This is a genomic window from Brachybacterium sp. SGAir0954 (genome assembly GCF_005490785.1).
In the GTDB taxonomy this organism is placed as follows: domain Bacteria; phylum Actinomycetota; class Actinomycetes; order Actinomycetales; family Dermabacteraceae; genus Brachybacterium; species Brachybacterium rhamnosum.
Genome location: NZ_CP027295.1, coordinates 2,197,327 through 2,209,616, shown reverse-complemented (window position 1 = coordinate 2,209,616; position 12,290 = coordinate 2,197,327). Strand labels below are relative to the sequence as shown.

Annotated in this window: 12 protein-coding genes; 11 read left to right on the top strand and 1 reads right to left on the bottom strand. The window is 73.7% G+C overall.

Annotated elements, in window-relative coordinates:
* Positions 1–14: 14 nt before the first annotated feature.
* Genes C1N80_RS09900 through C1N80_RS09875 form a run of 6 tightly spaced genes read left to right on the top strand, consistent with a single transcriptional unit; the run spans position 15 to position 4,844 of the window.
* Positions 15–422, top strand: a complete 408-nt coding sequence (locus tag C1N80_RS09900; protein ID WP_240811089.1) for a molybdopterin-binding protein — start codon at positions 15–17, stop codon at positions 420–422.
* On the top strand, positions 419–1,204 hold the full coding sequence (modA, locus tag C1N80_RS09895) for a molybdate ABC transporter substrate-binding protein (protein ID WP_137770602.1): 786 nt from the start codon (positions 419–421) through the stop codon (positions 1,202–1,204). Before C1N80_RS09900 ends, modA begins: the two co-directional genes overlap by 4 nt.
* Positions 1,201–1,980 carry an ABC transporter permease gene (locus C1N80_RS09890; protein WP_137770601.1) on the top strand — a complete coding sequence of 260 codons (780 nt, stop codon included), beginning with the start codon at positions 1,201–1,203 and terminating at the stop codon, positions 1,978–1,980. Before modA ends, C1N80_RS09890 begins: the two co-directional genes overlap by 4 nt.
* Complete coding sequence (locus C1N80_RS09885) at positions 1,977–3,107, top strand: sulfate/molybdate ABC transporter ATP-binding protein (RefSeq protein ID WP_137770600.1); 1,131 nt, start codon at positions 1,977–1,979, stop codon at positions 3,105–3,107. Before C1N80_RS09890 ends, C1N80_RS09885 begins: the two co-directional genes overlap by 4 nt.
* Before the next feature lie 19 nt (positions 3,108–3,126).
* Entirely contained in the window at positions 3,127–4,155 is a 1,029-nt protein-coding gene (locus C1N80_RS09880; RefSeq protein ID WP_137770599.1) for a cation diffusion facilitator family transporter, read from the top strand.
* On the top strand, positions 4,152–4,844 hold the full coding sequence (locus C1N80_RS09875; RefSeq protein WP_137770598.1) for an endonuclease III: 693 nt from the start codon (positions 4,152–4,154) through the stop codon (positions 4,842–4,844). Before C1N80_RS09880 ends, C1N80_RS09875 begins: the two co-directional genes overlap by 4 nt.
* On the opposite strand, the gene C1N80_RS09870 is transcribed toward C1N80_RS09875, so the two are convergent.
* Positions 4,786–5,787 carry a LacI family DNA-binding transcriptional regulator gene (locus C1N80_RS09870; RefSeq protein ID WP_137770597.1) on the bottom strand — a complete coding sequence of 334 codons (1,002 nt, stop codon included), beginning with the start codon at positions 5,785–5,787 and terminating at the stop codon, positions 4,786–4,788. The two genes, C1N80_RS09875 and C1N80_RS09870, sit on opposite strands and share 59 nt — an antisense overlap.
* 172 nt (positions 5,788–5,959) lie before the next feature.
* On the opposite strand from C1N80_RS09870, the gene C1N80_RS09865 reads away from it, so the two are divergent.
* The 5 genes from C1N80_RS09865 to C1N80_RS09845 all read left to right on the top strand — a co-directional run bounded on the left by C1N80_RS09865 (position 5,960) and on the right by C1N80_RS09845 (position 12,284).
* A complete protein-coding gene (locus C1N80_RS09865; RefSeq protein WP_137770596.1) occupies positions 5,960–7,852 on the top strand; it encodes a glycoside hydrolase family 127 protein in 1,893 nt (630 codons plus the stop codon).
* 22 nt (positions 7,853–7,874) lie between these two features.
* Positions 7,875–8,765 (top strand): RimK family alpha-L-glutamate ligase, encoded by an 891-nt coding sequence (locus C1N80_RS09860; RefSeq protein ID WP_137770595.1) that lies wholly within the window; start codon positions 7,875–7,877, stop codon positions 8,763–8,765.
* Positions 8,766–8,890: 125 nt separating this feature from the next.
* Positions 8,891–10,417 (top strand): APC family permease, encoded by a 1,527-nt coding sequence (locus C1N80_RS09855; RefSeq protein ID WP_137770594.1) that lies wholly within the window; start codon positions 8,891–8,893, stop codon positions 10,415–10,417.
* Positions 10,418–10,499: 82 nt separating this feature from the next.
* Positions 10,500–11,624, top strand: coding sequence for a nucleotidyl transferase AbiEii/AbiGii toxin family protein (locus tag C1N80_RS09850; RefSeq protein WP_137770593.1), 1,125 nt, complete (start codon positions 10,500–10,502; stop codon positions 11,622–11,624).
* A 105-nt stretch (positions 11,625–11,729) separates the two neighbouring features.
* Positions 11,730–12,284, top strand: coding sequence for a DUF1990 family protein (locus tag C1N80_RS09845; protein ID WP_137770592.1), 555 nt, complete (start codon positions 11,730–11,732; stop codon positions 12,282–12,284).
* Positions 12,285–12,290: the final 6 nt, after the last annotated feature.

Here is a 12,290-nt window from a genome sequence, read left to right as displayed (position 1 = left end):
TAGAATGCCTGACCATGACGCAGCTGCGGGTGAGAGAAGCCGCCGACCTCCTGGGGGTCAGCGAGGACACGGTGCGACGGTGGATCGAGCGGGGGACGCTCACGGCCGGCACCGACGAGAGCGGCCGCAAGGTCCTCGACGGCGCGGAGGTCGCCCGCGCGGCACGCGAGCACGCGCGCACGCCGAGCGGCCGCCACGCCCGCACCTCCGCCCGCAACCGCTTCACCGGCCTCGTCACGGCCGTCACGACGGACACGGTCATGGCGCAGGTCGAGCTCCAGTGCGGCCCCTTCCGCGTGGTCTCGCTCATGAGCACGGAGGCGGTCCAGGAGCTGGGCCTCGCCCCCGGCAGCGTCGCGACCGCCGTCGTCAAGGCCACCACCGTCCTCGTCGAGGCCGAATCGATCGGAGTCCCCGCATGAGCCGCCGCACCGTCCCCGCCCTCGCCGCAGCGCTCGCGGGCGCCCTGCTGCTCGGAGGCTGCTCGGGCTCCTCCTCCGACACCGCCGGGGCGAGCGACGCCGGTGGCTCCACGACCCTCACCGTCTTCGCGGCGGCGAGCCTGAAGAGCTCCTTCGAGGAGATCGCCACCGACTTCGAGGCCGACCATCCCGGGGTCGACGTCCAGCTCTCCTTCGCCGGCTCCTCCGACCTCGTCACCCAGATCGGACAGGGCGCCCCGGCGGACGTCCTCGCCACCGCGGACACCGCCACCATGGACCAGGCCGTCGAGCAGGAGCTCGTCACGGGGACCCCGCAGGACTTCGCGACGAACACCCTGACGATCGCCGTGCCCGCCGGGAACCCCGCCGGGATCACCGATCTCGCCTCGCTCGCCGAACCGGGCGTCCAGCTCGTGCTCTGCGCACCCCAGGTGCCGTGCGGACGCGCCGCGGAGAAGGTCGAGGAGTCCGCCGGCGTGACGCTCTCCCCCGTCAGCGAGGAGCAGAGCGTGACCGACGTGCTCGGCAAGGTCACCTCCGGCGAGGCCGACGCCGGCCTCGTCTACGTGACCGACGCCGCCTCCGCCGGGGACGCCGTCGAGCAGATCGACCTCCCCGAGGCGAAGGCCGCCGTGAACACGTACCCGCTCGCCGTCGTCGCCGGGACCTCGCAGGAGGAGCTCGCGACGGAGTTCACCCAGGAGGTGCTCGGGGAGCGCGGTCAGGAGGTGCTCGCGGCGCAGGGCTTCCAGGCGCCGTGACGAGCACGCTGCCCCGCTGGGCCTGGCCGCCCGCCCTGTTCGGCGCGCTCTTCGTGCTGCTGCCCCTCGCGGCGGTGCTCGTGCGCGTCGACCCCTCGACGTTCCTGGCCCTGATCAGCGCGCCGTCCTCGCTCTCCGCCCTGCGCCTGAGCCTGGTCACCGCCGCCTGCAGCACCGTGCTGTGCCTCCTGCTCGGGGTACCGCTCGCCCTCGTGCTGTCCCGCTCACGGATCCCCGGACCGGCGCTGTCCCTGCTCCGGGCGCTGCTGCTGATCCCGCTCGTGCTCCCGCCCGTCGTCGGCGGTCTCGCGCTGCTCTTCACCGTGGGCCGCCAGGGGCTGCTGGGCGGGCCGCTCCAGGCGCTCGGGCTCCAGGTCGCGTTCTCCACCGCCGCCGTCGTCCTCGCCCAGACCTTCGTCGCCCTGCCCTTCCTCGTCCTCACCCTCGAGGGGGCGCTGCGCAGCACGGGCGGGGGCGCGGAGCGCGCGGCCGCCGCGCTCGGCGCACGGCCCACCCGCGTGCTGCTCGGGGTGACCCTGCCCGGGGTGCTGCCGGCGCTCGCCTCGGGGACGGTGCTCTCCTTCGCCCGCGCGCTCGGCGAGTTCGGTGCGACGATCACCGTCGCCGGCTCCCTCGAGGGGACCACGCGCACGCTGCCGCTCGAGATCTACCTGCTGCGGGAGACGGACCCCGACGCCGCGGTGGCCCTGTCGCTGCTGCTCGTGCTCGTCGCGCTCGTCGTCATCCTGCTGGCGCACCGGAGGGCGCGGGGATGAGCCTGCACGTCGAGGCGCAGGTGCCCGAGCGGGGGCTGGACCTGGCGCTGGACCTCCCTGCCGGCCGCACCCTCGCGCTCGTCGGCCCCAACGGCGCCGGCAAGTCGAGCCTGCTCGCGCTGCTCGGCGGCGACCTCCGGCCCGCCCGCGGGGAGGTCGTGCTCGGAGGGCGCGTGCTGACGTCCGTGCGCCCGGGCGGCCGGACCGTGCAGGTCCCCGCGCATGCGCGGCGTGTGGCCACGCTCGGCCAGGAGGCGCACCTGATCCCCCATCTCACGGCGCTCGGCAACGTCGCCTTCCCGCTGCGCGCCCGGGGGGTCCCGCGCCGCGACGCCCGGGCCCGGGCGCACGAGCTGCTCGCGGAGGTGGGCGCCGCAGACCTCGCCGAGCGCCGCCCGGGCCGGCTCTCCGGGGGCCAGCAGCAGCGCGTCGCGATCGCCCGCGCGCTCGCCGCGGATCCCGAGCTGCTGCTGCTGGACGAGCCGATGTCCACCCTCGACGTGGACGCCGCCGCGGAGATCCGTGCCCTGCTCCCCCGCTTCCTCGAGGGCCGCTCCGCCGTGGTCGTCACCCACGACGTGCTCGACGCGATCACGATGGCGCACGACGTGCTCGTGCTCGAGGGCGGGGAGGTCCAGGACCGCGGGCCGACGGCGGATCTGCTCGCCCGCCCCCGCACGGCCTTCGCCGCGCGCTTCGCGGGCCTGGCACTTCTGCACGGCCGCGCCGGCGCCGCCCCGACGGCGGGCGGGGTCGCCGAGGGGGCGGGGGCCGTCGACCCGACAGGGGTTCCCGGCACCGACCAGGACGCCGCGCTGCGCTTGCCCACGGGGGAGCTGATCCAAGGCCGCCGCAGCGGCGACCTCCGCGAGGGCGACCCCGCCCTCGCCGCGCTGCGACCCGCCGCCGTGACGCTCGCCCCCTCCACGGGCGACCGGACCGCCGGGACCGTCCTCGCCCGGACCGTCACGGGCCTCGAGCCCCGCGGCGACCTCGTGCGGGTGCGCACGGCGGATCTCGAGGCGGACCTCGCGCCCGAGGCGGTCGCGGCCGGGACCCTGCGACCGGGTTCCGACGTGCGCCTGCTCGTGCCGCGGGACGCCGTGACGATCTACCCTGCGAGGTGAACCAGGAGAGCAGGGGCAGATGGACGAGCGAGCAGCGAGCACGGCACGGCCGGCAGGCACAGGGAACGGGATCGACGCGGCGCAGCAGGAGGGGAAGGACTCCGGTGGCGGGAGCTCGCTGACGGTGCTCCTCGCCTTCGGGGCGAACCTGCTCGTCGCGATCGCGAAGACGGTGGTCGCAGGGCTCACGGGCTCCGCCTCGCTGCTCGCGGAGGCCACCCACTCCTGGGCGGACACCGGCAACGAGGTCTTCCTGCTCGTGGGCGAGCGGCGGGCACGGCGCTCCCCGGACTCCTCCCACCCGCTCGGGTACGGCCGCGTCGGCTACGTCTACGCGATGTTCGCCGCGATCGGGCTGTTCGCCGTCGGCGCCGGCGTCTCCGTGTGGCACGGCATCCAGTCCCTCGGCGAGACGGGCACCGAGGAGGCCGGCTACGGCTGGGGCTACCTCGTGCTCGCGATCGCCTTCGTGCTCGAGGGGATCAGCTTCCTGCAGGCGTTCCGGCAGTCCCGCTCGGGCGCCCGTGACCGTCGCATGCCGCTGCTGCACTACGTGGGCCGCACCTCGGACCCGATGCTCCGCGCGGTCTTCGCGGAGGACGCCTGCGCACTGATCGGCCTCGTCATCGCCGCCGCGGGCATGGGCCTGCACCAGATCACCGGACAGGCCGTGTGGGACGCGATCGGCTCGATCCTCGTGGGCGTGCTGCTCGGCATCGTCGCGATCATCCTCGTGGGACGCAACGCCGCGTTCCTCAGCGGCGAGGGCGGCTCCCCCGCGCTGCGCGACCACCTGCTGCAGATCATCGCGGGGCACGCGGACGTCGAGCAGGTGACCTTCCTGCACACGGAGTGGGTGGGCGCGGACCAGCTGTTCGTCGTCGCCTCCGTGGACCTCGTGGGGGACGTCCGCGAGTCGGTGCTGCAGGAGAAGGTGCAGGCGATCGAGGACCTCCTCGAGCGCGAGCCCTCCGTCTCCCGGGCCGTGCTCACCCTGCGCAACCCCGCGGACGACTCCCGCCTGCTGCCGGAGCACCCCGGCGCGTGAATCCCGACCTGCGCGCCCTGTACACGGAGCTGCTCCGGGCGCACGGCCCGCAGGGGTGGTGGTGGCCCGGGGAGGCTCCTTTCGAGATCGCCGTCGGCGCGATCCTCGTCCAGCGCTCCCGCTGGGAGCAGGCCGACGTCGCCGTCACGGCGCTGCGCGCGCGGGGGCTGCTCGAGGCGGCCGCCCTCGCGGCGACGCCCGAGGAGGAGGTGCGCGAGCTCGTGCGCGCGGCGGGTTTCCCCTCGCAGAAGCCGCGTCGGCTGCGCGCCCTCGCTGCCTGGTGGGCGGAGCGCGCCCCGCAGGTGCCGGGGCTGACGGACGCCGAGCTGCGCTCGGAGCTGCGCGGGGTCGACGGCGTGGGCGAGGAGACGGCGGACGCGATCTCCCTGTACTGCTTCGGTCGCCCGGCGTTCCTGTGCGACGAGTACGCGCGGCGCGCGCTGGCCGAGCGCGGTCACGCGGTGCCGCGCTCCTACACGGCCTTCGCCCGGTGGATCGCGCCCTCCCTCGAGGAGGCGGCATTCACGGTGGCGGAGCTCGCCGAGCTGCACGGCCTCATCGTCGAGGAGGGCAAGGCCGCCGCTCTCGCGCGGTCGCGCCCCGCCGTACAGGGCCGCGCGCCGTCGGGCCTCAGACCGTCGAGCCGCGCACCTCGAGCCGCGGCGGCACGACCACCCGCTGCTCGCTGAGCTCACGGCCCTCGACGAGGTCCAGCAGCATCTCGCCGGAGCGGCGGCCGATCTCCGCGAGGCAGAGATCCGCGGTGGTGAGCGCGGGGCGGGCGGCGAGCGCCATGACGTCCCAGTTGTCCACGCCCGTCACGGCGACGTCGGCCGGCACGGACAGCCCCCGCTCGCGGAGCCGGTCCAGCACCCCCCGGGCGATCTGGTCGGAGCCCGCGCAGACCGCGTCGAACTCGAGGCCGGAGGCGAGGGCGAGGTCGATCGCCCGCAGGCCCCATTCCTCGCTCCAGGCGCCGAACATGGGCTCGCCCACGAGCGCCTCCCCCGCGACGCGGCGCACCTCCTCGGCGCGCACGCGCGAGGAGCGGTGCCGCTCGGGGCCGGTGACGTGGAGGATCCGCCGCCGCCCGATCGCGAGCAGGTGCTCGACGACGAGCCGCGCCGCCCCGGCCTCGTCGGTGAGCACGGCGGGGGCGGAGTCGTCGTTCGAGGGGGCGAAGGCGTGGACGACGGGGATGTCGACGTCGAGCGGGTCGCGGGCGTCGGTCGTGCGCCCGGTGACGATGAGCCCGTCGACGCGCCGGGAGCGCAGCGAGCGCAGGAGGTGCTGCTCGCGGGCGTGGTCGTCGCGGGTGTCCGCGAGGATCACGGCGATCTGCCCCACGGAGAGGGCGTCCTCCGCCCCCATGAGGATCGGGAGCATGAAGCGGCCGAAGCTGTCCGTCGTGAGGAAGCCGACCGTGTAGGTGCGACCGGCGACGAGGCCGCGGGCGCGGGCGTCGGCCACGAAGCCGAGCCGCTCGGCGGTCTCGCGGACGTGCCGCCGGGTCTCCTCGCGGAGGCTCCCGGTGCCGTTGAGCGCCTTGGAGACCGTCCCCACGGAAACTCCTGCGGCGCGCGCGACGTCACCGATCCTGACGGTGGTGGAGGACGGCCGCTGCGGTGACATGCAGGAACAGTACTGCGAACCCTTGCGATCCGCATCCGTCGGCGCTCATACTGATCCGGACAGGCAATCGTTTGCGTACCTTTCCGGTGGCGGCTCAGCTTCCGCCGCCGGCCCAGGTTCCGCTGCCGGCGGAAGCTGCATCCGACCGGCACGCTCACAGGAGAGCTCCCCCATGACGACGACGTCCGTCCTCGCCCCTCCCGTCGCCCCCACCGCCTCCGCCCGCACCGCCCTGCGGCCGCTCGCCCCGGGCGCGGCCCGGATCACCGGCGGGTTCTGGGCCCTGCGTCAGGAGCGCAACCGCCGCGACGCGCTGCGCGCGGGCCACCGCCAGCTCGAGGAGTCCGGGACCCTCGCGAACTTCCGCATCGCCGCCGGCCTCGAGCAGGGCGAGGCGCGCGGCATGATCTTCCAGGACTCCGACGCCTACAAGTGGCTCGAGGCCGTGGGTCACGAGCTGGGCCGCGGGGACGATCCCGAGCTGCGGGCCCTGCTCGCGGAGGTGACCGCCGCGGTCGCCGGCGCGCAGCAGGAGGACGGCTACCTCAACGCCGTCCACCAGCTGCGCCACACCCGCGAGGAGCGCTACACCGACCTCGCCTGGAACCACGAGCTCTACTGCTACGGGCACCTCATGCAGGCCGCCGTCGCCACCTCCCGCTCCGCCGGGGACGACGCGCTGCTCGAGGTGGTGCTGCGGATCCTCGACCACCTCGTCGAGGTGTTCCTGCGCGGCGGCCACCCCGGTGTGCCCGGCCACCCCGAGATCGAGATGGCCCTCGTGGAGCTGCACCGCCTCACCGGCCGCGCCGACGCCCTCGACCTCGCCCGCCACTTCCTCGATGCCCGCGGGCACAACGCGAACGGGAAGGACAACCCCGGCTACTTCTCCGACCGCGTGCCCGTGCGGGAGGCGAGCACCGTCGAGGGCCACGCCGTGCGCGCCCTCTACCTCGCCGCCGGCGCGACGGACCTCGCGATCGAGGACGGCGACGCCGCGCTCCTGGAGCAGCAGCGCGCGCTCTTCGCGACGACCCTCGCCACCAAGACCTACGTCACCGGCGGCATGGGCGCGCGCTGGGACTGGGAGGCCTTCGGCGACCCCTTCGAGCTCTCCACGGACCGCGGCTACGCGGAGACCTGCGCGGGCATCGCGGCCGTGCAGTGGGCGTGGCGGCTGCTGCTCGCGACCGGCGACCCTGCCTACGCGGACGAGATCGACCGCCTCCTGCACAACGCCGTCCTCCCGGGCGTCTCGCTCGCGGGCACCGAGTTCTTCTACGTCAACTCCCTGCAGCTGCGCGACGGCGCGATCGCGGACGAGGGCCGGTCGATCGTCCACGGCCGCCGCGGCTGGTTCGACTGCGCGTGCTGCCCGCCCAATGTCATGCGGACCCTCTCCTCCCTCGACCAGTACATGGCCACCGCCACCGAGGACGGACTCCAGCTGCACCTCTACGCGAGCGGCACCTGGAGCGGCGGCGGCCTGACCGTCGAGGTCGAGACCGCCTACCCCCACGACGGGCAGGTCGCCGTGCGGATCCTCGAGGCGCCGCAGGGAGAGGCGGCGCTCAGCCTGCGCGTCCCCGCCTGGGCCGCGGGCGCCACGCTCACCGAGGGCGGCACGAGCACCGAGGTCTCCCCCGGCGCGCACACGATCCGCCGTGTCCTCACCCCGGGTGAGGAGATCCTGCTCGAGCTGCCCATGACGCCGCGCTTCGTGCGCGCCCCGCATCGTGTGGACGCCTCCCGCGGCGCCGTGGCCCTGCTGCGTGGCCCGCTCGTCTACGCCCTCGAGCAGGCGGACCAGGAGGGCCGGGGCACCGTGGACGACGCCCTGATCGACCCGTCGTCCCCCGTCACGGAGCACCGGATCGACGCGCTCGACGGGGTCGTCGCCCTCGACCTCGACGGCGCGATCAGCCCTGCTCCCGCGGGCGACGGCTACCTGCCCTGGGACGCCCCGGCGCCCGAGCCCGCACCGCACACCTGGCGCGCCGTGCCCTACTACGCGTGGGCGAACCGCGAGATCGGTCCGATGCGCGTGTGGCTGCCGCTGCGATGACCGGCTGACCTACGATTCTGCGATGACCTCGCGCATCGCCGTCGTCGGCACCGACCCGTCCTTCTACTCCGAGCTCGACGCGGACGTCGACTCCCCGCTCCTGGTCGAGGCGCTGCGCCTCCGCGGGGTGGAGGCCGAGGCGGTCAGCTGGCACGACGACTCCGTGGACTGGTCCGGCGTCGACCTCGCGGTGCTGCGCAGCCCCTGGGACTACCCCCTGGACCCGGAGGGCTTCTCGCGCTGGCTCGCGAGGGTCGGGGAGGCGACGACGGTGCTGAACCCGCCCGCGCTCGTGCGCTGGAACATGGACAAGCGCCACCTCGCCCAGCTCGCCCTCGCGGGCGTCCCCGTCGTCCCCACGACCTACCACGAGGACGAGGCCTCCCTGCAGGAGGCCCTCGGGGCGGCCGACGCGGAGCACGTCGTCGTCAAGCCCGCCGTGGGCGCGGGCTCCCTGCACACGGGTCTCTTCGCCCGGGAGGACCCCGCGCTGCTCGGGCCCGCGCGCGCGATCCTCGGCGGCGGCGGGACCGTGCTGCTGCAGCCGGAGGTCCCCGAGCTCTCCGAGGGCGTGGAGAAGGCCGTGTACCTCGTCGACGGCCGCGTCACCCACGCGATCTCCAAGGGCGCCCTGCTCGCCCGCGGCGGCGGCCTGCGCGGCGGGGTCTACCAGGAGCACCCGGAGCTCGTGGAGGTGAGCGCCGCGGAGGCCGCCCTCGCGGAGCAGGTGGTCGCCGCCACCGGTGCGGTCACGGGCGCGCCGCTGCCGCTGTACGCCCGGATCGACATGGTGGACTCCGCCGCCTTCGGGCTCGTGCTGCTCGAGGCGGAGCTCTTCGAGCCGACCTTCAACCTGCACCTCGTGCCGGAGGTCGTCGAGATCCTCGCCGAGGCGGTGCTCGCCCGCGCCTGACCAGCCGCGCACGGCACCGCCGGGCACCGGGGAGGGACAGCTTCGCGCGGAATGCAGCCGGAGCGCTACCCTGCCCGAGGGCCGCCGTCGGCCCCACCCCTCCCCGATCCGAGAAGAGCTCCCGCATGCCCACGCCCCGGTCCTCCGGCACCACCCGTTTCGCGCAGAAGCAGAACGAGGTGCTGCATCGGACCTTGGGCCGCTTCGACATCGTCTTCATCGTCGTCTCCGCCGTGGTGGGCCTCGAGATGCTCGGCTCGGTCTCCTCGCAGGGCCCGGAGACCTTCACCTGGCTCGTCGTCCTGATCCTCGTGTTCCTCGTGCCCTACGCGCTGATCTTCGCGGAGACCGGCAGCGCCTTCGTGGGCGAGGGCGGCGTGTACCTGTGGGTGCGGGAGGCGTTCGGCCGGCCCGCCGCGGCGGTCGCCTCCGCGTTCACCTGGATCACCCAGCCGGTCTGGGTGGGCGGGTCCATGGCCTTCCTCAGCACCGAGGCGGTGCGCGAGCACCTCGTGGCCTTCGAGGCCGGCTCCGTCGCCGACTACGCCGTCAAGCTCGTCATCATCTGGGCGACCGTGCTCGCCGCGGTGCTGTCGCTGCGCCGGGCGAAGTGGATCCCCTCGATGGGCGCCGTCTGCAAGATCGTGTTCCTCGGGATCTTCATCGTCACGGCCGTCGTCTACGCCGCGGAGCACGGGGTGCAGGGCCTCGCCCTTGGGGACTTCTCCCCCACCGTCTCCGGCTTCATCACCCTCACCCCGCTGCTGCTGTTCGCGTTCCTGGGCTTCGAGTCCGGCTCGAGCGCCTCGGGCGAGATGAAGGACGCCTCGAAGGACGTCTCCTTCGCGGTGCTGCGCTCCTCCGCCCTCGCCGGGGTCCTCTACCTCGTCCCGGTGCTGACGATCCTGCTGGTCATCCCGCACCAGGACATCGACGGCCTCACGGGCCTCATCACCGCCGTCGCGACGGTGTTCGACGTCTACGGCCCGGCCGCACCGGCCATGCTCACCCTCGCGGTGGTGCTCTTCCTGCTCGCGAACGTGGGCCAGGGGGCGGCGTGGATGATCATGTCCGACCGCATGCAGGCGATCGCCGCGGCCGACGGCTCCTTCTTCGGCGGCTTCTTCGGGAAGTTCCACGCGACCCTCGGCACCCCGATCCGCGTGAACCTGCTCTCCGGCACGATCTCGACGGTGTTCATGCTCGCCGCGATGCAGCTGACGGGCACCTCCGCGGCCCTGTTCGACGTGGTGCTCTCCGTCGCGATCACGACCTATCTCTTCAGCTACCTCATCGTCATCCCGGCGGCGATCCGCCTGCGCTTCTCCCGTCCCGACCAGCCGCGGCCCTTCACGGTGCCCGGCGGGAACGGCGTCATGCTCGCCTTCGGGATCGTGACCACGGGCTTCGTCGCGCTCGGCTCGTGGGTCTCCGTCTTCCCCGGCACCCTCGAGACGCTGCTGGGCCTGGACTACGACTTCTCCGAGGCGATGGGCGTGCCCTATGCGGCGTTCGAGGCGCTGACCCTCGGCACGATCGGCGTGATCGTCGCGATCGCGCTCGTGGGATACGTGGCCGGGGCACCGCTGCGCCGCGACATGGTCGAGGCGGACCTCACCGGCGGCTCGGACCGGTCAGCGCTCACGTCCTGATCCGGACGACCACGCGCGTCCGAGACCACTGCTCCCCCGTTTCACCGTGCGGGAATCTACGCCGAACGTAGACCGGTGCACGATGAAGCGAGGTGAGTTCAGGGACCGATTCGAGCTGATCAGGGCTACCGCCCGCGCACCGATGCGCACGGTGCGCCATCGGAGCATCCGTGATGCGAGGGGCAACACCTGGCGTCAGCTGGATGAGCTGTCGCAGCAGGGCGTGCTCGTGCGCCTGGCCCATGGCGTCTGCACCGCTCCTCCGGACGGCCGGGACGGCCGGGACGGCAGGACACGGACTCCCGGTCTCGAAGCATCAGGACCGGCCCTCGCGACACCCCGGTATGGTGATCGCCGCGTCGCGCTCATGGGGATCGGGGCCGCGCGATTCCACGGTGCGATACCGCGCGCCCTCGGCTCGACGACCGCCGCCGTTCCGCTGCAGGGGATCCGACCGGTCCGGCTGGCCACCGGAACAGCGCACTTCGTCGGTCGGGAGATGGAGCGCCTCGACGTCACCCCCGAGAGCACCGAGCTCGGGACCGGTTTCGTCACAACACCCGAGCAGACCGTCGTCGATCTGCTCCAGCGTCCCGGCCAGGGCGAAGCCGAGGACGAGGCGCTCCGGGCAGTGCCCAGCTGTCCTCGAGCGTCGATCCCGAGGTGCTCGCGGCCATCGTCGACGACGCCCCGCGTGTACGTCGGGAGACCCGCCGAGCTCTCGATTAGCTGGGTGGTGTTCTTCGGAGGCACCGCACTGTCACGCACGTATCTGACCGATCTTCGGCTCTCCGAGGACGTCGGTCTGATCTGCACGTCAGACAGGGCGTCGACGGCGGCTCGGATCGAGGAGGCGATACTGCGTGGACTGCGACGCTCGATCGGACGGACGACGTTCACCCCGTCGCTGACCGAGCTTCGACGTGCCGACCACAGCGTTCTCGACGTCGGCGGCGTCCGCATCCAGCTCCAGCTGCTGTGCGCCGTCGGACATCCCTCGTGGCCGACCGCGACCAGCACTCGGCACCGACGCTATGCGGACGCGCCCGCGGCCAGTCTCCGCACCCTCATCGGGAGTGCGTTCGTCGCCACGGACCGCACACACGCGTCACCGACACCGACGTCGCGCGGCAGGTCACCCAGGATCTCCGGATGTCGTCCCTCGGTGACCAGTGCCGCCCTCGCATCTCCGCCGAGGAGGCCCTGAAGGTCGTCGAGTCGGCGTGGCGATCCGCGGCGCACGAATGATCGGTGCCATGCCACGGGCGGAGGGGCTCGTCCGAGCCGGCGAACGCACCGCTACCGTGACCCCATGCAGCTGCTGACCTCGGACGACCCGCAGCGCCGCACTCTCGAGGCGCTCCCGCGGCGCACGGGCGGCGTCACGGCGGTCGACGTCGACCCTCCGCGGGGCATGGAGCGGATGGAGATCGGGGCCGCACTGCCCGGCCGGTCCCTCGCGGACCTCGGCGAGGAGCTGCTGACCGGCCGGGTCCAGGAACGAGCCGGGCTCCACGTGGCCTCCACGACCGCGCGCCTCGAGGTCGGCACCCGCCTGCTCATGACGCTGCGGCTCGGGCCGCTGCGCATCGACGTCCCCTGCGAGGTGGTCGAGGTCCGTGAGGCGCAGGACCTCGCGAGCTTCACCTATGCGACCCTCGCGGGGCATCCGGAGCAGGCTCTCGAGCGCTTCACGGTCTTCGCCTCCCCTGGCTCCGAGCCGGAGCTGAGGATCACCGCGGTCTCCGCCCCGGCGCTGTGGTGGTCACGGCTCGGCAGCCCCGTCACCCGCCTGTTCCAGCGGCGGATCACCGCCCGCTATCTCGACGCGCTGCGCACGCGCACCCCGGAGCCTCCGCGCCGCTAGCGTGGG